The organism is Sphingobium sp. Leaf26 (assembly GCF_001421665.1).
Classification (GTDB): Bacteria; Pseudomonadota; Alphaproteobacteria; order Sphingomonadales; family Sphingomonadaceae; genus Sphingobium.
The window spans coordinates 638,561-664,803 of record NZ_LMKV01000012.1; the positions used below are offsets into that span (position 1 = coordinate 638,561).

The following is a 26,243-nucleotide window of genomic DNA, read 5'->3' on the forward strand; positions in this document are numbered from 1 at the left end:
AAGAGTGCATCGCCCCGTATGGCTTGCTATGGGAAGCACGTGAGAACCGATCTGGACCATCTGCCGCCGGCAAAGCGCCGTGAACTGGAGCTTGTCGTTAAGCTCATATTTGAAGAGTTTGGCGATGCCGTCGCGCTCGCCCAACAGCCTTGGAAGAAGCAGGCCCGTATCCTCAAGATCATCCTGTTCGGCAGTTATGCGCGCGGCGGTTGGGTCGAGGAGCCGCACACTGCCAAGGGCTATCGTTCGGATTTTGACCTGCTGATCATCGTTAATCATGAGAAGCTGCTCGACCGGGGTGCCTACTGGAGCAAGGTCGACGAAAGGCTGATCCGGGAAGTGGATGTGACGGGCGCGTTGCGGACCCCTGTCAATTTCATTGTCCACACGCTTGGCGAGGTGAATGACGCTCTGTCACAGGGGCGCTATTTCTTCACGGACATCGTCCGTGAAGGGATCGCCATCTACCAGGCTGGTGATGAGGAACTTGCGCAACCTCAATCCAAGTCCGCCTTGGAAGCTCTGTCATTTGCCCAAGAATATGCGCGAGACTGGCTCGGGAGTGCCGAGGAGTTTCTCGACAATTATAGATTCAATCTCGCGCAGGGGCGGACAAACAATGCGGCTTTTCAGCTCCATCAGGCCGCTGAGAGAATGTACCATGGGCTCTTGCTCACGCTGACTTTCTACACGCCTCATACCCATCGGCTTTCCGCACTCCGCTCCATGGCAGAGCAAGCGGACAGGCGGCTGGTCGCTGTCTGGCCGCGGGAAACGCGCTCTGATCGCAGCCGGTTTGAAAAGCTGAAAGACGCTTACATCAAGGCGCGGTACTCCAAGCATTATGAGATTGGCGCTGACGATCTCGCGTGGCTTGGTGACCGGGTCGAGGAACTAGCAAATATCGTTGCGGTGATCTGCCGCGAGAGGATTTCGGCTTTAGAGGCCGCCACGCGGACTTAGATTCGGCGGTTCGCACGTGGTGTCGAGAATTTGGGCCAAAGCTGTTCGAGGACGACACTTGAAATATAACACTATGTGTTATACATGTCGTTAGGAGTGCAGCGGTTATGCGCGTCTTCAAAAATGGTTGGTTTGAGCGGTTCGCGCGAAAAGAACGGATTGCTGATTCTGCGTTGAGGGAGGCCGTGGAGCGCGCGGAGAGGGGGCTGGCCGACGCGGATCTGGGCGGCGGGGTGGTAAAGCAACGCGTCGCGCGCACTGGTGGCGGCAAATCCGGCGGCTACCGGACGTTGATCCTGTACCGACAAGGGGATCGGGCGATATTCGTTTTTGGCTTCGCCAAGAGTGCCCAGGTGAACATATCGAAGGCGGATCTCGCAATATTGCGTAGTGCTTCGGCTGAGGCTTTGCGATGGACTGATACGGAACTCAATCGGCTGGTGACATCAGGCGCGTTGGTGGAGATCGAAGATGACGGCGAAGATTGATAAGAGCTACCGCAGCGAGATCGCTGGCGCGATCCATGAGATGATGAGCGATGCCCATGATGCAGGCGTGGTGCCGATCGCCACGCTGAAAAGCTTCGATGACACCTGCCTGTCGCCGGTACAGATGCTTGGCGGGGACGAGATACGGGCTATCCGCGAGCGGGAGCATGTATCGCAGCCGGTCTTCGCGGCCTATCTTAATGTATCGCGCAATCTGGTTTCGGATTGGGAGCGGGGCGTCAAGCGGCCGGGTGGTCCGGCGCTCAGGTTGCTTTCGATCATAAACCGGAAAGGGCTTCAGGCGGTCGCGTGATCTCGTTCCGTAGGATATATCCGTTTTTGGGAAAGGAGCTCAACCTGTATAAAGGCAGAAGCATATGGACGTCTGCCGTTTGTCGGCAACGGCCGCCAGCTTCTGCTGACCTGATGTCGCAAGGCAGAGATATCAGACCGTCAATGGCAGGATGTGCGCGGCAACAAACTTAAACTACATCACGGTAAAATGACTCCGATGACAGTCGGCTGGGCAAAGAAGCGCGGGCGCTCATCGGCGCTCTGCCTCGTCGTGGCTATTCAGGAACGTTACCTACGTGCGACCGATAAGGGCATAATCCGTTGCTGGCATGAATTCCGGGACGAGGCCGATTTTGAAAGTCGGCGCATCCATAACCTGCACCACACATTTGCCAGCCATGCCGCCTTGAACAAGGAAACATTGTCCATCATCGGACGGCTGTTGGGCCACGCCAACCTGCAATCCACAGCGCGCTACCCTCATCTCGACGATGAGCATTTGCTTGATGCCGCCGATCAGATCGGAGCCGCGATCGAACGTCTGATGGCGTACCCGATCAAGCTCTACCGTCTTCGTTCTCGGACTCGAAACTGTTCCCACTTGTTGCCCTGCGGAGTGTCGCTGAGAAGCGCGCTCGCTCATCATGGGTCGGCGATAAAATGCGCCCGATGCACCGGGACAGGTTATCAACGCTTGCAATGTAAGGGGTCGCATCGCATATACGCGTCGTGGGCTCGGCCCCGGGGTTCGCCTTTGCGAGCCGAAATGAGGGGCTCGGCTTAATCGCCGGGCCTTTCGCCTTTCTGGATCAGGTCAAAGCAGCTGTACTTGATGCCAAGCGACGCTCGGCAATCTTCTGGCAGTAGCGCATCGATGACACGATTGGCGGCAAAAAGCTGATCATAAGGCGGATAGCCGTCCTGATAGCCCGCCTTGACCATAGGGTACAGGTAGAGATCGGCAATTTGGATCAGCGGTGAGCCCTTCTTCGTTACACGCTGCGGATCACCCAGAACGCCATTCTCAAACACTTCGGGTTTAAGCCCGGAGTATTCCGATGAGTTGCCCTGATCGAACGGCATGCCGTCTACTTTCAGGCTCTTATGGTATGCGTGAACTGCACGATCTTCTTGCTTACCCGCCTCTTCGAAGAATACCTCCAGATCGGCACCGGCCGTTATCGCGAATTTTAGCGATCGTTCGATCAAGATTGCATAGGCGGTTTTGCACATCAGCCAGCGCTGCTCGCCGTATTTCTCCGCATAGCGCCCATTGTAACCCGGTCGATCAATGACGCAGGCGATTCCCGTGACGGGCAGGCTAACAAGCAGCTCACCCAGTTCTCGATAGAAGCGCTCGGCCTGGACTGCGTCCTGCCCGAGCCACCGGAACTTGTCACGCCGTCCCCGAATTTTAGTTGAGTGGAGCGGATAGTCTATGCCCCAACGACTGACGAACGCGTCGAAATGTTCGAGCGCCAGTTTGCGATCAGCCTTGTCGATCAACATACCCCCCAGCGCAAACGAATCCATGCCGTCCGCGCGAGCGGCGTCGGGCTTGTGATCAGGGAAACGCGATCCGCTGTCGTCGAGGTAAAGTTGTAGCGTGGTCACAAAGGTCTTTCTTGATTCTATTTGACTCATTATCGCTTATAGCAGATATAACAAACATGACAAATATATCAAACTCTGCTGCGATGCTGCGGACTATTCGCGACACAATGGGGATCACGCAGGAGCAGTTGGCCGAGAGGCTGGGCGTTTCTTTTGCGACCGTGAATCGCTGGGAAAACGAACAAAATACCCCGCAACGCGCCGCCAGAGCGGCAATAATAGCGTTGGCGGTCGATGCCGGGTTGGACGTGGGAGAGGGTGCGGTGCTTCCTGCGCCTGTCGCTTCCCCCGGCCGTCGCGGGCGTCAAGCCGCTGGGCAGGCGCCGTCCACCAAGTCGATGGAGCAAATGCTTTGGGATGCGGCCTGTTCGATCCGTGGGGAGAAGGACGCACCGAAATTCAAAGATTACTTACTGCCGATGGTGTTTCTTAAGCGCTTGTCGGACGTGTTCGATGATGAGATTGCGCGCCTATCGGAGGATTACGGGAGCTGGCAGACCGCGCTAAAGATCGCCGCCGCCGATCATACCGTTGTGCGCTTCTATATGCCGCCTGAGGCCCGTTGGGCGATCATCAGCGGGCGTGAGCGTTTCGAGTGGCCGAAGGATGAAGCGCCACGCGATATCGGCGAGCATCTGACAAAGGCGATCCGCGCGGTCGTGAAGCAGAACCCTGACCTCGACGGCACGATTAACGTCGTGGACTTTGCCGCCGAACGGAACGGCGAACGCGATATCAACCCGGCCAAGCTGCGCGAGGTTGTCGAGACATTCTCCGATCCGCGCTACCGACTTGGCCTCGCCGATGTTGAGCCGGATTTTCTCGGTCGCGCTTATGAATATCTGCTGCGCAAATTCGCCGAAGGATCGGGTCAAAGCGCGGGCGAGTTCTTCACCCCGACCGAAGTCGGCTTCCTTATGGCCTATCTGCTGCGTCCCCGCCCCGGTGAGGAAGTGCATGACTATGCCTGCGGTTCGGCGGGCTTGCTGATCAAGCAACAGATCGTGTGCCGCGAATTAGACCCGCTCAGCAAGGTGCCGCTCAAGCTCTATGGGCAGGAACTGATGGCGGAGAGCTTCGCCGTCGCCAAGATGAACGGCATCATCCACGACATGTCGGTCGAAATCGCGCGTGGCGACACGATGATCAACCCCAAGTTCAAGACTGCACAGGGCGACATCCGCACCTTTGACATCGTGGTTGCCAATCCAATGTGGAACCAGCCGTTCGATCCGGGGCGCCTGAGTGCGGACCCCTTTGATCGTTTCCGCACGGCGGGCGGAGTGACGACCGGCAAGGGTGATTGGGCCTGGTTGCAGCATACGCTGGCCTGCATGAAACCGAATGGGCGCGCAGCGGTGGTGCTGGATACCGGCGCGGTGACGCGCGGATCGGGATCGAAGAACGAGGACCGCGAGCGCAACATCCGCAAATGGTTCGTAGACCGGGATCTAATTGACGGTGTGATCCTGTTGCCCGACAACCTGTTTTACAACACCAGCGCGGCGGGCATCATCGTGTTGCTCAACAAACGCAAACCCGAGGCACGCAAGGGCAAGATCACACTCGTCAACGCCAGCAAGCGGGTAAGGAAGGGCAAACCGAAGAACTACCTGCCGGATGATGCCGTAAAGGGCATCGCGGCGCTGTTCGTCGGCGGCGAGGCCATCGACGGCGAGGTTGCTGTGATCGATGCCGCGCAGGCTATTGAGGCGGACTACAATCTTAGCCCGAGCCGCTGGGTCGGTCAGGTCCAAGCAGAATCGTTCGGGTCGATTTCCGAACTTCTCAAGGCAATCTCTGATTTAGATGTCGCAGCAGCGCAACATTCGAAGACCTTGGTTCGACTACTCGGCGGAGTTTCAGATGCTGTTGCATGAATTCCTGGCGCAGCAGGAAGGCTCGACCACGATAGGCGAACTTTTCGAGGTGACGAAAAAGCCGCGCGGGCTTGACCTGTCCCCTCGAGCGCAGATCCCTTTCGTACCGATGGATGCGATTCCGCAGGGGGGGGCCTTCACCCCACGTTACGATATGAAGCCCTCAACCGAGAGCGGCACAGGCACCTATTTTGAGAAGTGCGATGTCCTCGTTGGGAAGATCACGCCATCCTTTGAGAATGGTAAGCAGGCGTTGGTTTGCGATCTGCCGTCTGAATTTGGGTTTGCAACAACCGAGGTAATTCCGCTGCGCCCAAAAGGTGCCGACCGGGATCGGCGTTTGCTGTTCTACTACCTACTGCACCCTGATATCCGTTCGTATGTCGCTGGTAGGATGGAAGGGGCTACGGGCAGGAAACGGGTGCCTGAGGATGTGCTTCTAGGATTGCCCTTCCCAGCTTTTGATAGCGAAGAAGAACAAGCCATTTCGAATTGCTTGAGCCGCATCCGTTCCAGCATCAACATTGAAGGCGCGCTTGGCGATCGATTGGCATCACTCAAGCGCACTGCGATGCGCGAACTATTTTCGCGGGGGCTGCGCGGCGAAGCACAAAAGGAATCGGAAATTGGACCTATTCCTGAAAGTTGGACTTTGGTTGAGTTCAGTCAGGTTCGAAGGCGTCTGCAATATGGAACGTCCATCCGTTGTAGTAGTGAGCTGTCGCCGCACCCCGTCTTGAGGATACCCAACATCGCGCCGGGCCGCGTTGACGCGTCTGATCTGAAATATGCGACAGTTTCAGAAAAGGAAGCGAGCCGTCACCGCTTAGAGGACGGAGATATTATCTTTATCCGAACCAATGGTGTGCTCGAACGCCTTGGCTGCTGCGCCGTGTTTGATGGCGATCCAGAAGGCGCATTGTTCGCGTCCTACCTCATTCGCGCACAGCCTGATCGAACGAAGCTTAATCCCTATTTTGCGGCTCACTTCTATAGCTCGCAGGTTGGTACTGCACTTGTGGCCGGACGCGCGACCCCAGCAGCCGATGGCAAATACAATTTGAACACGGGCATCATTGATTCATTGCCCTTGCCTCTGCCGCACTCGCTGATCGAGCAAGGTGAGATTGTCTCGATACTCGATGCCATCGACGCCAAAATCAACCTACATAAACGGAAGCAGGCACTTCTCGAAGAACTCTTCCGCGCTCTGTTGCACAAGCTGATGACCAGCGAAGTTCGCGTCGCCGATCTCGATCTGTCGGCGCTCGAAGCAAATTGCGAGGTGGCGACATGACGGACCTTGCTATCTCCGAAGCTGGCTCAGTCCAATTCCCGATGGTGCGCCATGCGGAAGAAATCGGGTGGACCCAGCTGACACCCGACGCTGCCCGCACAAAGCGGGGTGGCGAAGCTGCGATGTTCCTGCGCGACGAATTGGAAGGTGCGATTGCCCGGTTCAATACGTGGCTACCTTCGGATGCTGTGCGCTCGATCTTTGAAACGCTCGACGCCATCCCGGTGACAATCGAGGGCAACCGGACGATGCTTGGCTGGATGCGCGGCGAGCAGAGCTGGTATGACGAAAACGAGAAGCGCCACCGCTGCGTCACGCTGATTGACTATGAGAACATCGCCTCCAATGTCTTTCATGTGACGTGGGAATGGACGCTCAAGCCGCCCGCCCGCAAAGGCAACCGCGCCGATGTGCTGTTCTTGATCAACGGCCTGCCCGTCGCCATTGTCGAGCACAAGAACCCCAAGGACGGCAATGCGATGGAGCGCGCTGTCGTGCAGCTTCGCCGCTATGAAGCGGAAACGCCCGAATTGCTCGGCGCGCCGCAATTGTTCAACGTTACCCATCTGATCGATTATTGGTATGGCGTAACGTGGAACGCCAACCGGCGCTTCATCGCCCGGTGGAAGGAAGCGCGCGAGGAAACCTATCGCTTCGCGGTGCAGGCCTTCTTTGAGCGCACGGATTTCCTCCGCACGCTTCAGCATTGGGTGCTGTTCTATGTAGAGGACAACGAAACTCGGAAGTCGGTGCTGCGCCAGCATCAGCGTCGGGCGATCGATGCCGTGGTCGGTCGCTGTGCTGATCCTGACAAACGGCGCGGGCTGGTGTGGCATACCCAAGGATCAGGCAAGACTTTTACGCTGCTGACCGCCGCCAAGCTGATCCTTGAGGACAAGGAACGGTTCGACAATGCAACAGTGATCCTCGTGGTCGATCGGACCGAGCTTGAAGGACAGTTAAAGGGCTGGGTCGAGCGGCTGCTTGGCGAAATGCAGAAGCAGGATATCGCTACGCGGCGGGCGAACTCGAAGAACGACCTGCAAGCCCTGCTCGACGCCGATTTTCGCGGGCTGGTGATCGCGATGATCCACAAATTCGAGGGGATCACCAAGGGTAGCGCCGACCGTTCCAATATCCACGTGTTCATCGACGAGGCCCACAGGTCGGTGGCGAAGAATCTCGGCTCCTATTTGATGGGGGCGGTGCCGAACGCGACGATCATCGGCTTCACCGGCACACCGATCGCCGATACCGAGCGCGGAAAAGGCACGTTCAAGATTTTCGGTGCCGAGGACGAGAAGGGATATCTCGACAAGTATTCAATCCGGGAATCGATCGACGACGAAACCACCCTTCCCATCAAGCACGTCATGGCCCCAAGCACGATGACGGTGCCGCTGGAGCGGATCGACCGCGAGTTTTTCGCCCTGGCCGAAGCGGAGGGCGTGAGTGATATTGAGGAGCTGAACCGCGTTCTGGATCGCGCGGTGGGCCTCCGTGCCTTCCTCAAGGCCGATGAGCGCGTGGCGAATGTCGCCAAATTTATCGCCGATCACTTCCGGGAGAACGTGCTGCCGCTGGGCTACAAGGCTTTCGTGGTCGCCGTCGATCGGGAGGCGTGCGCCAAGTACAAGCGCGAAATCGACAAGCACCTTCCGCCCGAGTGGTCCGACGCAATCTATACGAGCAACGTCAACGATACGGTCGAACGTCCCGATGTAGCAGCGCTGCAATTGACCGACGAGCGGGAAATGGATGTCCGGCTGCTGTTCAAAAAGCCCGCCGAAGAACCGAAAATCCTCATCGTCACCGACAAGCTGCTGACCGGCTACGATGCGCCCGTTCTCTACGCGATGTACCTCGATAAGCCGATGCGCGACCATGTGCTGTTGCAGGCGATTGCGCGGGTGAATCGTCCTTATGTCGATAGCGAAGGGGTGCGCAAACCGATCGGCCTTGTGGTCGATTTTGTTAGCGTGCTGCGCGACCTCAAGAAGGCGCTCAAGTTCGACTCCGAGGATGTTAGCGGGGTGATCGAAGACCTCGACCTTCTACAGAACGACTTTCTTGCTAAGATTGCTACCGCCAAGGCCGAATATCTTGACGTTGGAGAAAGCGGCACTGCGGATGAGCGACTAGAAGCATTGGTTTACGGCAAATTTCTCGACCCAGAACCCCGGAAGGCATTTTTCGAGGCTTACAAGGACATCGAAAGCCTGTGGGAAATTCTGTCTCCGTCTGCCGAACTGGTTGACCACGTCAAAACCTATAAGCGGCTAGCGCAACTCTACGCAACCGTTCGCAATGCCTATGCCGACAGCATCGGTTTTGTTGCGGATCTTGCCTATAAGACACGCCGCCTGGTTGAGGCGAATGCTGAGCAATCGGGCCTCGGCAATCTGACCAAGAGCGTAACCTTCGACGTGAAAACGCTCGATACGCTTCGTGACGGAAAGGGCAGCGATGAGGGCAAGGTCTTCAATCTTGTGCGTGGTCTGCAAAAAGAAGTGGATGACGATCAGACCAACGCGCCGATCCTTCAGCCACTCAAGGACCGTGCCGAACGCATTCTGAAGGACATGGAAAGCCGGAACGTCAATGGGTTGGCCGCAATTGATATGTTGGGTGCATTGGCTGTTGAGAAGGAAGCACTCCTAGCGGAAGCTAAGGCGAGCGGCCTGTCTGCAGATGCATTCGGTGTCATGATCGCGCTACGCGACGATGTGGCGTTGGCGGGCGGCAATATCGATGTTCGGCAAGTTGCAGTTCTGATTGATGAGCTTCGAACGCGCTATCCCAATGCCAAGCTCAATGATGACGAACGCAGGCGATTGCGGGGTGCGCTCTATCTACCTTTGCTTGAACTGAACGATCAGGACCGTTCGAGGATCGTCGATCTGATCATGCGGTCGCTGCTGTCGTGATGCAGGAGGGTGGCGCGATCGATCTGAAAATGCGCGTGATAAGATGGTCGGTAAAGTTGAAGGTTAACCCGCGGATCGTGCGCATTTACCCCATGCGCCGAAAATGGGGTTCATGTTCATCTGCGGGTGTCGTAACGCTGGCAATGGACCTAGCGGATCGCGAGCCAGAGTTCCGGGATTTCGTGATCGCCCATGAACTGCTCCATTTGCGCTATCCGCATCATAATCAGCTGTTCAAAGCCGTAATAACTGCGCATATTCCAAATTGGCGTAAGTTGGATTTAAGCCGTTAAACACTGTGTGAAGAATGGCTGCAGGCGATCCAGTGCTATGGCATCTTTAATGCCTATACTGGGCGTGATGCGATCGAGGGATTGTTGCCTCACAGACGTCATAATATGCGGGACGTTTTTGCGACCCACATCCTGAAACACACCGGCTCATATGAACAGGCCGTCTATGCCATCCAGGATACACCAGAGATGGTCGTCAAACATTATGGCCGCCTCATTCAGGACAAGGCGGCGATGGCAGTGAAGATACTAAACCGGTTCTGGGGAGGCGCCTAAAAATCATTTGGCGCGACCTCCTGGCCGGGCCAAAGGGGAAACGGGCTTGGATTTTCATGCGGATCGTGCCGCGTTTGCAGCGGCAGCGGGGTGTTAAGCGACCGGGTGGTCCAGCGCCTAGGTTGCTTTCTATCATTAAGCGGAAGGGGCTTCAGGCAGTCGCGTGATCTTGTTCATAACTAGCCTCTTGTCGACACCTACCGTTCTGAGCTGACAGCATCGGCAGTTGGGAGCCCTCACAATCCGCCCTCAAGATCCAGAAAATGCGAAGAACTGTCAGCGGCTTATTACAAGGCAAAACTGCCTGAAAGCATAACGGAATTTGTCATGTCTTTATCGTAACAATTTGGCTGGCCCCTGCCTATGTCAGGATTTTCCGATGTCGTGGGGAAGGGCGCGCATGCGAAATGAAATCCGTCACCATTGCTGGATCATGGTTCGTCCTAAAACAGGGTACGAGGCCAGTTTATCGCACCGATATCTTTTTCAGGCCGATCCATTGCGGATAAAGGGTGGCAGGAATGAAAGAAAATCCCTTCCGTCCCAAGATGCGTTTCTTGCAGATCTTTGATCTGGCAACTTGCCTTGAAGATGCTTAGGATTTCGACAGAATGATAATGGGATAACTGTCAGATCGAACGAGATCCAAGGGGGGAAAGAGATTGGGTAGCGCGATGCTGTTGATGAACGCAGCGTACTGGCAGAAGCTGCGGGGGTGTCATTGACAGAAACGTCTAGGGCCATCGTCACGGCGTGCATGCTCGCCAGAGGCTTATGCGAAGTATATGATGGCATTGCCACTGATGGCGGCTCCGTTCAGCAGGATGCGAGCATGCCGATCATCATGCGCCGCGCACTGGCACGTCTTTCACGCCATTGTATCGAGGACGGCGTCGACGACATCGGCTCGAGCATTCACCTTCTCATGGAGCAGGCAACGGACGCGATGATCCGATGGGGCGTCCCGAGTTTTGCCGGCCAGTTCCGATATAGCGAGGTTGCGCTCGTCGATGGTGATCTGGGCGTACCCACCGAAGATTGCCGGGAACTGGCGCGGATCGGCGGGAGCGAACTCGACGCATGTGAAGATCTTCATCACGAGCAATTAAGAGCTGCGATCCAAAGCTATCCAACGTCCGGGCGGGAAGCGGCCTATACCGCGATCCGAGAATTTGTCGTTCGCAACCCCGTTGTATCGCTTGAAGCGCTCCATCGGTTCATGTCGGATGGGCACGCACACGCAGCGCGTATGATCAGCGGTCTTTACCGCAACATTCCGCGGGGTGCGATTGCCAGCGGTGCGTTCACGACCTGCGGTCGATGTGGTGCGCTGCTCTGGCCCGTCCGCGACCCCGCCTATCCGCTGGGCCGTTGCCAAATACGCCAATGTTTCCTTGAGGGGGAGACGCGCGTCGGCACCCAATGTGACGAGCCGGTCTCTCACCGTCTCGCCAGTGCCGCGCTGCTGGCATTCTGGGTGGGCCCAGGCCTCGATGAAATAGGGCTATATGACATGCTCAGGGCGGCCGGACGGCAGGTAGCGCTTTACCCGCTTATGGACGCCGCTGACGTCGGCATCGATGGCCTGGCGGTAGGCCTCGACGTCAAGAGCTATGCGAGCCCTCTCGTTCTTGGCGCGCGCCTCACGCGGGGGATCGGGCGGCTGGCCATGTTTGCCCGCAAGATAATCGTGGTCCCGGACTATAAAATCCGGCTCAATCCCCGCTATCTCGAAGATCTGCGTGCGGCCTATTGCGGGACGGACCCGCTCGAGTTCATGACCGTGGCGCAGACGATGCGGGCCTTTGCACGATGAGAGCCATGCCGCCCCGCTTCCAGGTCGCTCTTGGTGCGCAATGGCTATGCGCCGCAATGGACGTCCTGCTGGGCGCACGCGACTTGCGGAACGCGCCCGTCCTCATGTCTGGCTTTGGTTCCGTCCTCGATAGCGCGGTGGTCGCGCGCTTCGCGCCGGCCGCCACGGCGCTCCGCCTGCTCGGCGTGGTGGCCGCGTCCGAGATCCAGCTCAAGCAACTGGCCTATGCCGCTGTCGGCTGGGAGGAAGATCATCGCGATGACCCGGACTACCGCGAGCCACCCTATCGCATAGATGTTTCCGACCCGCGTCTCCCCTTTCACCGCCGGGTTCCGCTCGACGATCCGGAGCTGACAGCGATGATCGCAGCGCTCACCACCCCGCTTGGTCTGCGCCCCTCGACCGGCTTGCGCGCCGATCCAGGCAGGCCGATGGTGATCGAAGCCGGGATTCCGGGCGGGACTGACCGGATAACGGTTGACCTTGAAGGGCTTGATCCCGATCCGCCCCGGCAATTCGATCTCTCTCGCCAGCCGCGCGGTGCCATCGAGGTACCCGTCGGCGAACTCATAGCGGTTGCAGAAGAGCTGGACGAGGACGATCGCGCCCATCCTGAGCGACCGGGCGGCAACTGGGCCGCGCGCCTGCGGGAAGCCGACGGGACGATGAAACTGGAATTTCTCTCGCCTGACCGGGTCGAGGGACGCCTCTTGCCAGACAGCATGCTCCGGCTCGATGGGCTGCGTCACCTTATCGGCCTGCCCGGAACCGGCAAAACGACCCTGATCGTCCTTCTCCTGATGTGGCTGGATGCCCGGGGCTATCGCGCCGTGGTCCTGCTCCCCTCTATCGAAACGTCGCTCAACCTCCTGGCGGTTCTTCGCAGCTACGGTGCGGACGTCGGGCTGCTGATGGGGCAGTCGCCGCAGACACGTATCGAGCATGCGCGCAAGCTGGCAGACCGCATCGCGGCGGACGAAGCGCGCGGTTTTGGCCGGACCGGCAGCGGGGCCGAACTGCTCGCAATCAATTGCGCGCTCGGCGGATTTGAGGAGGATCCGCAAGTCGAGCGCGAATTTCCGCATCTTTCTCCACCCTGCCTCTCGGTCCTGCAGCGGCCAGCGCGCGCCGACGGCGGTCTCAAAGCGCAGGAATCCGCGCATCTCTGCCCGCTGTCAGGACAGTGCGGTCGCCTGCGTGCCCCGCGCGAACTTGTCGACCGCAGAATCTGGCTGGGTCATGTCCTATCGATGGACACGCGGATCAGTCCGCATTTCGCGGACCAGAATGTGCGACATTTCGAAGCGGTGGCAATGACAGCCGATCTGGTTATCGTCGACGAGGCTGACGGCGCGCAGGCTGTGCTCGATCGCAAGGCCGTCGCCTCGCTGGATCTGACCGGCAGCGAGTCCAGCTACGAGCATGCGCTGAACCGAGACCTGTTCCTGCCGCTTTCCGCCGGACGGACGGATATGGCGGCGAGCAATATCCAGCAATATGGCCGGGCTGCATCAGATTTCCGGAGCCTCAACCATAGTCTGGTGGGGCATCTCCAGCACCTGCGCGCAAGAAGCGGTGCCGAGACACCCCTGTCCCGCTTCGAGGACACCTTCGTCACCGGCAACAATATCCTGACGGCCATCTTCAGTCCGGCGGACATCTCGCTGCTGGCAGGCGCTGAGCAGGAGGCGGAGGAGCGCCGGTTCAACGCCATCCGCGCTTTCTGGGATGGCTGCGTCAGAGCCGCGCTCCTGCGACGGACGGATGAAGATCAGGATGTCGATGATTATGGCTTCGATCCAGGCCGGATCGCCGCCGACCTCGGCTCCGATCCCGACACGGTCGGCAGCGCGGCTGTGACCATTGCGGGCCTCACCCGCGACTGGATATCCGAACCGCTTGCCGCGCGCCGCGACGACTATCTTGAGGAAATCCGCGCGGCCTTTTTCAACCTGGTCGAGCCCAGCGCTGCACTGGGCAGGGACGAGCTGGTCGAGCTCTTTCGTTTTCTGGTGGGTGTCACCACAGTGGTCATGCAGTTTCTGGCGCTGATTCCCGCGCAGCAGGCCATGATCGCCGAAGGCATTCACCGCGAGCCGCTCTTCCAGCAAGGCATTTCAGAGGATCTCGGGCGGCTGGTTCCCGAGGCGCTGATAGGCCGGTTGTCGGGCGTCAGGTTCCGCTATGAGGAAGACGGCGCGCGCGCGCGCGTGCGCCTGCAATATGTGTCTTTCCGCGGCGCTCCCCGGACGCTTCTGTACCGACTGGGAGGCCTCCTGCGCCATCAGGGCCGCGAGCGTGGCCCCAACGTCCTTCTTGCCTCGGCCACCTCCTTTCTCGTCGATAGTCCAACCTTCCACATCCCGGTCGGACCCGACATCGTCCTCAGGCGCCCTGGCGCGCGCCGCGGCTGGTCGGCTTCCCGCTATGTGTTTGCACCCATCCCCGACCCGCTAAAGCCCAGCAGAATGCTACGTTTCAGCGGTTCCCCGCTGGGGGCGCGCGATCGCGTCCTGAGAAAAATGGTGGAACATTATTTCTCGGGCGACGATCCGCTCGCGCTCCAGATGACGCGGGATTTCGACGACGGCCGGAAGGTTGGAATCGTGGTCAACAGCTATGATCAGGTTGCGCAGGTCAAGGCGCTCATCAAGCGCATCCGGCCTGACGTGGACGCAAGGGTGATCGGTGTTACCAACAGACCGCCTGAGCGGAATGAAGGCGACTGGGTTACGGCCGCGCAGGTCGAACGGCTGAGCCTGAGAGACAATTGGGATGTGCTTGTCTTCCCGATGAAGGCCCTTGCGCGCGGGGTGAACATCGTGTTCGAAGATGGCCCGCGACGCAGAGATGCGTTGCTGGGGACGCTCCTGTTCCTCGCGCGTCCGCATCCCGCGTCCGAGAGCCTTGACCTTGTTGCGGGCATCGCTGGCCAACATTCCCTCGCCTTTGACATGCGTGCCTTCCCGAGGGACGCCGAGGTGGGAACGCTTGCGTCCGAGTGGCGGCAGGCCCGGCGCACGCTTTCAGGCGTCAGCCGCCGTCTTTTGCGTTTCCCGCTCCAGGCAAGCAGGCTGGGGGATCTGGCCATTCCCTTCACCGCTGACATTATGGTCGACGTCCTGCAGACGATTGGTCGCGCCATGCGCAACGGTTGCGCCGCAAGGGCCGTATTCGTGGACGCCGCTTGGGCGCCCCGTTCGGCTGCGGGCCATGCAGACACCGCGCGCACCAGCATGCTGGTTGCCATGCGCGACATTCTTCGGGCGCGCATGGCTGATCCCGACCCGATCGACGCCGAGATTTATCGCGCGCTTTATGAACCCTTTTACGAACCGCTCTCGCGCTGCGAAGGGCTGTATCTCTCCAATGGATTTGATGACGATGAAGCGTGAAGCGCTGCCCGAGACCCTGTATCGCAAAGTGAAAGGCAGCAGCGCGGCGGGACGCGCACCCATCGTCTGTGCCCTCCAGCACGATGGGACCGCGCCGGTCCGCGTTGATGCGGACAGTGTGTCGTGGAGTGCACGGGCGGCGGCCTTGCTGCGGGATCTGAAACAGGCTGGCGATGCGTCCGGGACGGCGCGCGGTCATGCGCTCCCCTTCGCTTCGCTGCGCGCGGCGATCGCTGCGGTTGTGCCTGAGGCCGTGACGCTGCAGCGCGACCTGGGCGCGCCTTGGATGGAGAGAGAGAAGGCCGAGCGTTTCCTGGAGGTCAGCGCAGTGACCCATTTGCAGGATCAGCTTGGCAGGGCCCTTTCCCTCTGGACGGCGCAAGCCCTGCGCCCGTGGGCCGAAAAGGTCGATGCCCCGGTTCTGCTTGTCGACACGCTGCAGGAAATGGGGAGCGCGGCATTCGAAATCGTCCGGCGCGAGGGCAGCTTGCCCGATGTTCTTGCAACCACCGATAAATTCGCGGAAGCGCGGGATGCTATCGTCCAGCGGTTCGCGGCAGCGCTCGAAGGCCGGGAGCTGTTTGACAGGCTAGGGCCCGTCTGGCGCATCGTGCGGGGCAACAGCAAGTCCAACGAACTCGAGTTCATAACATGGCCGTCTCGTCACGATGATGGCCTCTACTCCATGGTCGCCTGCATCAGTGTCGAAACCATCCCCTTTTCCAAGCAGCCGATCGTCAATGTCCGGGCCTCCCGGCGACGCTGGCTCGCGGCCGTGCCATCCGGCTATCCGCTGACCGGCCAACGGTCGGTCACCGTAACGCTCATGGGGCGGCAGGGGCCCCCTGTCGCGCTCGAAACCCCCGCGCCCGTCCGATCCCTCGCGGTGCAGGATCCGATCGCCCCGGAATTTCTCGGCCAGATGCTTCGGGTCAGTGCGGACACAGTCGGCGCGCCGCTGTCGGAACTGGTCGAGCGGGGCGCAGCTGGCGATACGTTCGTCGGCATCGCCTACTCGCCCAAACTCGGTGGCACGCACCCGATCGGTGCGGGCGCTTCGACCCGGGACCAGACCGATCTTTTCGATGCAGTCCAGGAAGCCGTAGACGCAATCGGTTTCATCCCGATCGCGTTTGAAGAAACCCCTTCGCTCAAAAGGGCACCAAAGCGGTCCTGCGAAGTGCACAAGGCGCTGGAGATGGAGGCGCTTCTCTCGGACGTGGCGATCTCGCTGGGACGCAATGACCTGGACGATGACGCGTCGATCGAAGCGGCTTGGTCTTCTCTTGGAATGAACGAAGAAAGGCCGGCCATTTCAGCGAAGGCAGCGGCGAAGGCGCGCGAGAAACTGGCGGAGGTTCGGGCGCTCAACGTCGCGCGCGTGGTACGGGTGTTCGGCGATCGCAGGCCCTCGGTCGTGGTCATCGCCCGCACAGACGAGGAAAGGCAGCTGCTGAAGACTGTCCTCGCCTCACTTTTTGGGACCTCGATCGACATATCCGCGCGGCCGCTTCCGGCAGATGTCCACGGGCCTAGATCCGCGCTGCCCGCGTCGGACGGCAAGACGCTCAAGCGCTTCGAGGCGCGCGTCGAGGCGTGGCATCCGCTCGCCGCCGTGCTGAACAAGGCGGAAGGGGGATGCCATGCGCTGGTCCAGGCAGAGGATCGTTATGAAAAGAAGCCCGACGACCCGGTGAACAAACCGGCCGGGCGCTACTCGCTCGCCACACAGGCCAACGCCAATGTGCAATATTTGCGTCCGCGTGGCCCTGGCCACCGGGGTTTGGCGAACTATCTCCATCGCGTTCAGGCCGCGATGTACGATCTTGTCTTTGGACATTCAGGTCTGGTCACCGAGATCAGGACAACCATTGCCAGCGCCTTTCAGGACGAGGCTGCACGGCCGACATCGGTCGTTGGCATTTCGGTCTTGTCTCAATCGCGGACCCGCATCTCGAGCCGCACCGGTAAACTGTGCCTCGCGACACGTATCGACTGTGAGACTGGCCGGACCACGGCGCGAGTGGGCTGGCATGATGGCGAGATGCGCTGGTCGGCCTCCTGGGAGCCATTGTTCGAAACGCTCAAGCGCATAGCCAGTCCGTCGATCAAGCCGTCTCTTGGTGACAGCAGAGCGCAAGAACGCACCAGCTTCCAGACATTTGTCCGCGAAATCCTGGATGAATGCACGGAAGTGGGCGATCGGCCGCTGGTGGTGATCGACAGTACGAACGCCGCCTCGCTCTGGCCCTGGCTCGCGGACGGGCAGATCGGAGGAGATATTTGTCTTGGTACCGAACGGCTCGACGTCTCGCGCCGCTGGCCAGGCATCCGTATCGTCCGCGTCAGGCTAGACCATGCGGCGCGCGTCGCGGAGCGCAAGACGGTCGACTATCGGGGGGTCGATACCGCGACCGGTACGGAAACAGGCGAAGTTTTCGAGCGCTATTGCCCTACCATTACCGCCCGCACCATCCGCCTCTCTGGCCAGAACGGCTCGCAGGCCCATTATTGGTCGACCGCAGGCTATTTCCAGATGTCCTTTCCCCGGGGCCTGAGTGTATACAGGGCCCTTGCGTCCCTTGTCCCGGTGGAGAAGGCGCTGCGTGACGTCACCGTGCCACCACACGCCAAGGGACTTCTGTTTCCCCTGGAAATCCCGCTCTACGACGTCAGCTATCGCCTGCCTAATCCGCTTGAAATGACGGTGGCGGTCATCTGCGAAGGGGATGAGCCCGATCGCATCGCCCATCTGGTATCCAGCCTGCGCTATGGTTATGGGCACACGCAGGCCTGGACAGCACTACCTGCGCCACTCTCTTTTGAATCCAAGGCGCGCGATTATATGACGCGCTTCGCGCTCGACATCTCCGATGACGAGGACGACGCGGCAACCCAGGTCGGTGCCGCCGCGCGACCGAGTGCTACAGCGACGGACACCGACGATGCGGCAGACGCTGAAGACGCGGCGTTCGGGATGACCGATCCGCGCGCTTGGCGCCAGCTCGTCGAAAAGGAAGACACCATGCCGATGAACAGCATGTCGCTCGCGGCTGGCCAGTTCACCAGCCGGGAGGTCGATGAAGCGGAGGGCGCAGGCGGCGAGGCCTCAGGCGCGCCATCGCAAACGGCTGGTGAACGCCATGATCGCGCACCGGCCGAACCATCGACGAGAGAAGCATGGTCGGCGCTGGCGCCCGTGATACGGCTGCCGGAATTCGTCACGGTCGAATGGCTCGCTGCGAATATTACTGTGCAGAACAGACAGTTAAGCGCGATCCACAATGAAAGGCACGATCTTGCCAGGCTGACCGGCTTCCATGGCTGGCCAGACGTCAGGCCCGATAGCCATGCGTTCGCCGAACTGTTGCATGAAGGCCTGCGCTATCCCCGCTTCGCAGCGGCGGTCACGCAGATGGCGAAGCGGAGCCTAGCGCACGGAAAGAAGAAACACTGGTCAATCTACAAGCATCTCGTGGCCAACGCTGAAGGCAGGGCGGCGGCGCTTGCACAGGAAGCCGGCAAAGCCCGCGGCTGGGGCAGGTCGGACCGGGTCATGGCCGAAATACTAGCCGACAGCGGCGAGACGGAGCTTGCGCTCGCTCATCTTTTCCGGCGCGCCTATGTCAGGCCCGCCCCTGCAGAGGTGAGGCGGCTGATCGAAACCGATGACAGATTTGCGCCACTCCGCGCCTTTGCGTCCGATACGGACTTTCACCTTCACCGTGACGATTATGCCTGGGAAGGCGATTTGCGCACGCTACCCACACGGCCAGGCGATAAGGCGCTTGAAGGGCCGCATCCCCAGGCGGAGCGCGAACCGACCTTGTCCCTGCAATCGCCAGAAGCAGAGCTGCCGGCCGTAGCGCCACCGTCCTACGATAGATCGATTGCGGCGCCGACCATGGCCTCATCACCCCGGATTCTCACGGAGCCGGAGGCCACAGACGGCACCGCCGAGTGGGCCGCCGCGATGGCGTCCATTGCTGCGGTCGCCAGTGCCGAAGTCTATCCAGATGAGGTCGTCCTGGATTGCATCGTCGCGCAGGTCCGTAACGCCAGGGCAGCCCTTGCGGCCTATATCGCCTCGCGGCCCCGGGGCATCGATCCTGCGGAGTTGATCGCTCGCGCGCAGGCGGTCCTGACGCTGGCGCGCCAGGTGCTCTGTCAGGCCGCCGAGGAGGATGGCCTGGCAAGCGCACCAGACGGCCCGTTCATCCCGGCGATCGAGGAGATGCTGGCGGAGTCGCTTGAAGCCGACGTCCAAGCCAGCGAGTCTCTGGCCGAGACGGCGCGCACGCATATCGCTCAGGCGCAAGCCATTCTTGACGGTTCGGACAAGATGGCACGCCTGCGTGAGGCCTTTGACCTTCAGGCCCAGGCGATTGCGTCGGGCCGCGAGGCGGGATCGCGCGCGGTAGCGATCCTCGATCGCCTGCTGGAGGACGAGCCGGAGGTTCCGGAGCCGCTTCCGCAAGCCGGCGATGGGCTGCTGGCGGTGCGAGACGAAGCATTCTACGATCTTGACGAAGCGATAGCCGGAGAGGCGGAGCCTGTCCCCGCCGGCGACTGGGACTCGACGCAAGAGGAAATATCGCCGACCGAAACCCTCGAGGATCAGATCTATGGTGCCATCGAAGGGGAGGTGGCCGAGGAAGAGGACAGATCCCTCGCTCAAGCCGACAGGGCGGTGCCGAAGGCCGAACCCCAGCCAGATCTGATGGCACCCCAAATGCTTGCCCGTTTCGAAGCGCTGGTGGAAGCGCGGCGATTTGGGCTGGCCTACCACCTCTGCGTGGCCTCCAAAGCGGCTGGCCTTTTCAGCGCATTTCCCATTTCCCCGACCGAGCTCCGCCTGGCGGCTGTATCGAGCCATGTGAACCACGCCGCTTTGCAGGGCAGTGATCTTGTGCATGGCCTCCTGAGGGACGCACATGCGATATTTGACACTCTGGAGGATGAAGCATCGAATGTGACGGCGCGACGGATCATCGCGCTTGCATCGCTCGCGCCCTTTGCATTCTACCATAATGACCCGGAAGCAAAGCTGGCGCTCGATGCCCTGCGCCAGGTGGCAGACGGGCTCGGTGACGCGGCGCACAAATTCCGCGAGGCGCTTGCAGCGCCCCTCAGGCAGGGCATCGCCATGAGCCCTTCGCTCATGCGGCTGGCAAATGAGGAGACCCGCGAGGACGAGCATGCCCAGCAGCTGGGCGAACATATTCTGGCAGCGCTCGAGGATTTTTCTCTCAAGAGCTACAAGTTCCAGCTCGGCAATAAGCTTCGCGTGGTCTTGATGCGCGGTGACGGCGAAATGGGGCGTCTCCGCGAGAGAATGACCAGAGGTGGGTCCGCCGCACTTGAGGCATGTCGCGAATTTGCAGCGAATTATCGGGACCGTGCCCAAATATTGCGCTTGCTCGGCGACGCGGAACTGCGCTCCAACAACTATAAGATGACCGGCATCGATGGCATCGCGCGCGAGCGGATGCTGGGCCTGATCCAGAACATTGCGGCACAATGTGCTGAATATGTCGAAACCGTTGAAGCGGCACCGACCATGCGGCGCACGCTCGCCACCCTGCGGAGGTTGCAGGGCGCTATCGCTGACACGGTCACGGCGCTCGACGGCGCGCTTGAGCGCTTCGAGGTGCAGACACCGCTGGAAGCCGGCGCATTGGGGTATGCGCGACACGCGCTGGCGCTCTTCGCCGAAACGGTGCAGGGGCGGGGCCGCTTGCCGGCCCCGACTGAACATATGATGGCGCTACATGGACCGCTGCTATGGTTTTCAACGCTTGATTTCGGCCTGGGATGGTTGCCGGCACCCTATGCGCCGGAGATCCTGGTGGACGCCATTTTGGGCCTCGATGCCCTGTCGCCTGATGGTCCGGTCGACGCGGATGCCTTCGTAAAGCTGGTCGAGAACCGCATTGAGGCCGGATCCCATATCGGAGCGTCGATGCTCATCGACATGGCTGAGTTCCTGTCGATACCTGACGCGCTCGCCGACACGCTGACCCTGGGTCGTCAGGTAGATATCGCGTCGCGGCGCGACGCCCTGACAGCGGTTCTGCGCGACGCGCGGCTTGCTGTTGACCGCGTTCAGCGGATGCGCGGCGCAGGATCTCAGGATGACGCCCAGTCTCTACTCTCCCTGCTCGATCGTATCGCACCCGAGGAACTCCCCAATGTCGTGCCGATCGAGTCCCGCGGCGAGGTCCCAGAGCCCGAGCAGATCCTGGACTTCAAGGCTGCCTATGGCCTGATCGCGGACGTACGCGCCAGGGTCGACCTGCTTCTGAAGCAGCCACGTGACGAGCTCATGGTGCGGATCAGGGACATGGCGCACTCAGGTTCGGCCGTCGAGGCGGACCTCGAGAAGGTCCGCGGCCTGGTGGAGCGGGACGACCTCCTCACGGCGATGGAATATCTCGAATTTCTGAAGGATGGCAGGGCCCTTCCCGAGACGACCTCCCCTAATCCACGCTTCCTTGCCTATTTTCCTGACGTTCCCAAACGCCTCGCTGCGATGCCACGGGAAGACCAGGACGCTATTCTGCAAGCGGTCGACCATGGTGGCGAATTTGCGGGTCTGAACTTCGGGCGCATCCCCGGCGATCGCCGTTCCGACGTCAAGGACGCGCTTGAGGCATGGGGCGAGCTCCGCCGCGCTGTGGTCGCTCTGCGCGCGGAATCGGATGTTACCGGAAAGCTCGTGCGTATGCTCGAGCGCTTTGGCCTGAAGGTCGATATCCTTTCGACACAGAGCAGGAATAACCGGCGCATTTACAATGCCGACTTGCGGATTGACCTGCCGATGGACCGCACATCGGTGCTTCTGCCCGACTTTGGCAGTCAGACAGGCGGGAGCTACAGGGTCTGTATCGCCACGAAAATGCCGAGCGACTCCGAGATACGCGGCATCCAGAATGATGCAGGCGCGCTTCGCGTCATCTTCTTCGTCACAGAGACAGTATCGCCCGAGCGTCGCCATCAGCTGCATCTTTCCTGCCTGGAGAACCAGACAAGACTGCTCATCATCGATGAATCCATGGTCTTTTTCGCCTTGGCTGAGCCGGAACTCAGGGGGGTGACCCTTGTTGAGCTTGCGCAGCCTTTCTCCTTTGCCGATCCGTATAAGGATTATGGGAATGGTGCCGTGCCGCGCGAGATGTTCTTTGGTCGTTCGGCGGAAGGACGAAAGCTCAAGGATCCTCATGGCAGCTGCATCGTCTATGGCGGTCGACGCCTCGGCAAGACGGCCCTGTTGCGGCACATTCAGACTGAAACAAATGATCCGGCAGCCGGGGTGGCCGTCGCCTATGTCAGCGTACGCGACCTTGGCGGCAAGGCGGGTGAAAACCAGATATGGGAATATATGTCTGGTGAACTGAAAGCTATATTCCCCAAGCCGGTCGAACAGAGCGACCGGTTTAGCGAGGCGGTCCGGGCCTGGCTGGGCGGAGACAGCAAAAGGCGCATATTGGTGCTCCTTGACGAGTCCGACCGGTTTATCGAAGCCGATGCAAGCGAGGCGTTCACGCAATTCATCCGCCTGCAAAAGCTGATGGACGAAACGAACCGACGCTTCAAATTCGTGCTCGCAGGCCTGCATAATGTGACGCGCCTGGTACATACTGAAAATCCGCCGCTCAAGCAGATCGCGTCAGACCCTCAGCGCATCGGACCGCTCATGGATGAGGAACTTGGCGATGCTGAGGCGCTGGTCACGCGTCCCATGGCAGGCATGGGATATGAGTTCCAGAACCGCGAGGACGTCTGGAGAATTCTGAGCTACTGCAACTATTATCCCGTACTCGTCCAGAAATTCTGCAAGGAACTGCTGCAGGAGCTAGTTGCCGAGACGAAGAAAAAGCGACGTGCGATCGACAAGATTACCTCGGAACATATTCGCGCGGCGCTCGAAAATGAGCATATCGCAAAGGAAATCGGCGAAACGTTCGACACGACCATCAAGATTGAGGACCGTTACTCCCTTATTGCGCACATTGTCGCAGACCGGGCCCTGCGCGACGCTCAAAATGGTCGCATCGGCGAGGGCATGTCCGCTGTCGAGGTCCGCGATGCCGCTGCCAGCTGGTGGCCCAAGGCTTTCAACGAAGCGAACCGGCTGGCGGTCGTCGAAGATCTGCTCGACGAAATGGAAGGGCTGGGTGTTCTTCGCTGTGTCCAAGGGAACCGCTGGGCGCTCCGCTCGCCCACCATCCTGCGGCTGCTGGGAGACGACGATAAGATTGCTGCCAAGCTTGGCGAGTTCATGGACCGCCCGGCACCGCCCGTATTCGATCCGCGATCGATGCGCCGGCAACTCAAGGCCAGTTCGACGATGCGGGTCGTCGAAGGCGCCACTTGTCCCCTTACTCTGGGACAGGAACATGACCTGTTGCGTGATCGGGCGCCTGTGACGCTCATTTTCGGAAACGCCGCGTCGGACATCGGCATGGTGACCGGCGCTCTGGCCTCGATGGGCGAGGGCAGCGATCAGCGCCGTGTCGCGGAGGTGTCCGCCCGTTCCTTCCCGGACGCAGAAGCCATGACGAAAGACTTGAAGGGCGCCGCAGCGGGTTTGCCGGCGATGCTGCATGTCGTATCGGACCTTAGCCGGTGGAATCCGCAATGGGTTGAACGGGCGCTTCGCGCAAAAGCGGTACGGGAGGGACGCGCACGCGTGATCTTCGTGGGTCGGCCCGAACATGCCCTGGAATGGGTGCGCAGCCCGTTGAACCCCATGCTGGCGGCTGAGGTAAAAATCCTGCCTCTTCAAACCTGGTCGGCGACGCTTACCGACGAAATGTTGCAGCGGGACCATCTCGACGTGGATGCGTTGCGCGGTCCGCTCCGCGATGCAACGGGCGGTTATAACCAGCTGATGCACGATGTATTTTCCGCAGGTGCCTCCACGAACAAGGCGTTCAGCACCCGCCTGCAGGCCATACAAAGGCGGCATCGCGATGTTTCGCTGCCGCTCGATCTCGGCCTCCTTGGCCAGATGGCAGAGGTCTTCCAGGCTATCGTCCGCTTTGCCGGCGGTGAAATCGTCACGGCCTATGAAATCGGCGAGGGCCCGGTACTCCAGCTTGATCTGGACCTAAGCGGCCAGCGCGTTGTCGATTTCGGGCTGTTGATGGGCTTGCTTGAACCGCTGCCAGCCAGCCGGGACGAGACGGAGGACGCTCGCCCCTTCCGCGTGAACCCACTCCTCGTCAGGCTCTTCGGTGCGGGCAGCGGGCGTGATTGACTGGGCCCATGTCGACTGGTGGGATCTTCCCGGGCCGTCGCGATTCCTGATGCGGGCGATTGCGCGGATTGCGTCCGATGAGGGCGGGATCGTCGGGTTGTCGCTGCCGGAACGGCGCCCCTCTGGACTTATGGATGCGCTTGCCAAAAAGCTCGAAGCCGAGCGGGCTCTGCGTGTCGCTGTCGTCCAGCCCCAGGCCGCGGCGCACTCTGCGCGCTCGCCCGCCCATGCGCTGGCTGCCGCAGCGGGCGCTGAACCAGGATCGATCCGGTCGACCGCTGATTTCGTCCGTTCACGCGAGCTGGCCGATATGGTTTTTATCGTGGACGCCGTTCCGGCCGAGGATTGGGGCAGGTGGGGGCTATTCTTCCGGTCCTTCCGCGCCGAGCGGGCGCGATTGGGACGGATTACCGCTCCGTCGCTTCTGGTGGTTGCCCCGAGGCAGATACCCACTGCAGAAATCCTATCGGCTCTGGGGCGCGACCAACTCACCTGGCGCCACGCAGTGTCTCGCGGGGACATGCAGCTCTATGTCGAGTCGCTGCTCGGCCGTCCGAGCGGCCTGGCCGAACGGACGGCCGCAGCAACCGTGGCGGAGGCAGCCTGCTGGGATCCGGCAATCGCCACGCATCTTGCCTCTCTGCCGCTCGAGGACCAGATCGATCCGCGAGGAAAGCTGGCTGCTCTCGGTCTGACATTGGGCTATCCCTCCTGGGCCAATGGCTTGATCGACATGATGGACGGGACGCCCCATACACATACGCTCGCGCTGCTGGGCGAGCCGGAACGTCTTGCGCGGAGAATCTGGCGCGCGCATGTGAGCGTCGTATTTGCTGTGGTGGAACAGATACGCCAGGCCTTCGTGCGCATGTATTTCGATCTGCTCGCGAGCAACCTGCCCCACACGAAAAGCTTCCAGAACGGCGTCCAAAGGCATTATGACGATCCGATGCAATTGGAGGTCAACGAGGTCACCTATTTCTTGCGGGATCATATCGCCGGGTGGGAAAAGGATCTGCTTTGGAATCTCAAGACGCTGCGAATGTCGATGGCGCACATGGAGCCGGCGGATCCGACCATCCTCATCTCAGCCTCCAGGGCGTGGGACCGCATAGTCGCCAATATCGACGACGTCGCCGACGTGCAGGGCTGGGACTGGCCCCGCTGCGGTCAGCGTCTCGTGCTTCTTGTCGGCCCGTCCGGTGCTGGCAAAACGACATATGCAGCCGCGAATTTTGTCGACGAGACGGTGCTCTCGTCTGATGCGATCCGCGAGGAACTATATGGGTCTTTGGGCATGACAGGCAGCCAGGAACATGTGTTTGCGGTGTTAAGAGGCAGAGCACGCGACCTGCTTGCTGCGGGCCGAAGCGTCGTCGTCGATGCCACAAATCTCAGGCGCGAGGACCGGCTCGCCAATGTTAATCTGGTGCCTGACGATATCCCTGTCGAATATATTCTCATCGACCGGCCAATGGGTCAGAAAAAACGGGACGGGGGATGGCGCCTCGAGAGACCAGGACTCCTCGATGGCCATGCGCGAAGCTTCCAGGCAGAACTTACTGCGCTGCTGGCTGGCGACGGTCTGATGAACGTCACGGTCATCGATAAGAGGATCCTCGAGGATGCAAAATAGGCGGGGCATGGGGCGCAAGCACAGCGGCGTCCGCCGGAAATCCTGTCATGATATCTGCAATGGGGTCTTGCGGTCGGAACGCCGAGATTATTCCTCAGGGTT

Annotated in this window: 14 protein-coding genes; 13 read left to right on the top strand and 1 reads right to left on the bottom strand. The window is 60.3% G+C overall.

What is annotated here, in order from left to right; all coding sequences use genetic code 11:
• The first annotated feature begins 39 nt into the window (after positions 1–39).
• From ASE85_RS11970 to ASE85_RS24400, 4 genes are all read left to right on the top strand, one after another.
• On the top strand, positions 40–963 hold the full coding sequence (locus ASE85_RS11970) for a HEPN domain-containing protein (RefSeq protein WP_056688742.1): 924 nt from the start codon (positions 40–42) through the stop codon (positions 961–963).
• A 107-nt stretch (positions 964–1,070) separates the two neighbouring features.
• Positions 1,071–1,451: a type II toxin-antitoxin system RelE/ParE family toxin gene (locus tag ASE85_RS11975; RefSeq protein ID WP_056688222.1), complete on the top strand. Its 381-nt coding sequence runs from the start codon at positions 1,071–1,073 to the stop codon at positions 1,449–1,451.
• A complete protein-coding gene (locus tag ASE85_RS11980; protein ID WP_082462767.1) occupies positions 1,435–1,764 on the top strand; it encodes a helix-turn-helix domain-containing protein in 330 nt (109 codons plus the stop codon). Before ASE85_RS11975 ends, ASE85_RS11980 begins: the two co-directional genes overlap by 17 nt.
• A 198-nt stretch (positions 1,765–1,962) precedes the next feature.
• Positions 1,963–2,529: a tyrosine-type recombinase/integrase gene (locus ASE85_RS24400; protein ID WP_443018522.1), complete on the top strand. Its 567-nt coding sequence runs from the start codon at positions 1,963–1,965 to the stop codon at positions 2,527–2,529.
• Here ASE85_RS24400 and ASE85_RS11990 read toward each other — a convergent pair.
• Positions 2,526–3,359 carry a DUF3800 domain-containing protein gene (locus tag ASE85_RS11990; protein ID WP_200928341.1) on the bottom strand — a complete coding sequence of 278 codons (834 nt, stop codon included), beginning with the start codon at positions 3,357–3,359 and terminating at the stop codon, positions 2,526–2,528. The two genes, ASE85_RS24400 and ASE85_RS11990, sit on opposite strands and share 4 nt — an antisense overlap.
• Before the next feature lie 56 nt (positions 3,360–3,415).
• Between ASE85_RS11990 and ASE85_RS11995 the strand changes: the two genes are divergently transcribed.
• The 9 genes from ASE85_RS11995 (at position 3,416) to ASE85_RS12025 (ending at position 26,141) form a co-directional block, all read left to right on the top strand.
• A complete protein-coding gene (locus tag ASE85_RS11995) occupies positions 3,416–5,239 on the top strand; it encodes an N-6 DNA methylase (protein WP_056688231.1) in 1,824 nt (607 codons plus the stop codon).
• On the top strand, positions 5,226–6,536 hold the full coding sequence (locus ASE85_RS12000; RefSeq protein WP_056688234.1) for a restriction endonuclease subunit S: 1,311 nt from the start codon (positions 5,226–5,228) through the stop codon (positions 6,534–6,536). Before ASE85_RS11995 ends, ASE85_RS12000 begins: the two co-directional genes overlap by 14 nt.
• Positions 6,533–9,463, top strand: a complete 2,931-nt coding sequence (locus tag ASE85_RS12005; RefSeq protein WP_056688237.1) for a type I restriction endonuclease subunit R — start codon at positions 6,533–6,535, stop codon at positions 9,461–9,463. The genes ASE85_RS12000 and ASE85_RS12005 overlap by 4 nt, the downstream gene beginning before the upstream one ends.
• Entirely contained in the window at positions 9,463–9,756 is a 294-nt protein-coding gene (locus tag ASE85_RS22430) for a M48 metallopeptidase family protein (RefSeq protein WP_082462770.1), read from the top strand. Before ASE85_RS12005 ends, ASE85_RS22430 begins: the two co-directional genes overlap by 1 nt.
• Positions 9,757–9,861: 105 nt before the next feature.
• Positions 9,862–10,032 carry a hypothetical protein gene (locus ASE85_RS22435; protein WP_235523503.1) on the top strand — a complete coding sequence of 57 codons (171 nt, stop codon included), beginning with the start codon at positions 9,862–9,864 and terminating at the stop codon, positions 10,030–10,032.
• A gap of 832 nt (positions 10,033–10,864) precedes the next feature.
• Complete coding sequence (locus ASE85_RS12010) at positions 10,865–11,848, top strand: restriction endonuclease-related protein (RefSeq protein WP_156358291.1); 984 nt, start codon at positions 10,865–10,867, stop codon at positions 11,846–11,848.
• 56 nt (positions 11,849–11,904) lie between these two features.
• Entirely contained in the window at positions 11,905–15,243 is a 3,339-nt protein-coding gene (locus ASE85_RS23360; RefSeq protein ID WP_056688244.1) for an ATP-binding protein, read from the top strand.
• A complete protein-coding gene (locus tag ASE85_RS12020) occupies positions 15,218–24,505 on the top strand; it encodes an RNaseH domain-containing protein (RefSeq protein WP_162237445.1) in 9,288 nt (3,095 codons plus the stop codon). Before ASE85_RS23360 ends, ASE85_RS12020 begins: the two co-directional genes overlap by 26 nt.
• Positions 24,498–26,141 carry an AAA family ATPase gene (locus ASE85_RS12025; protein WP_156358292.1) on the top strand — a complete coding sequence of 548 codons (1,644 nt, stop codon included), beginning with the start codon at positions 24,498–24,500 and terminating at the stop codon, positions 26,139–26,141. Before ASE85_RS12020 ends, ASE85_RS12025 begins: the two co-directional genes overlap by 8 nt.
• Positions 26,142–26,243: the final 102 nt, after the last annotated feature.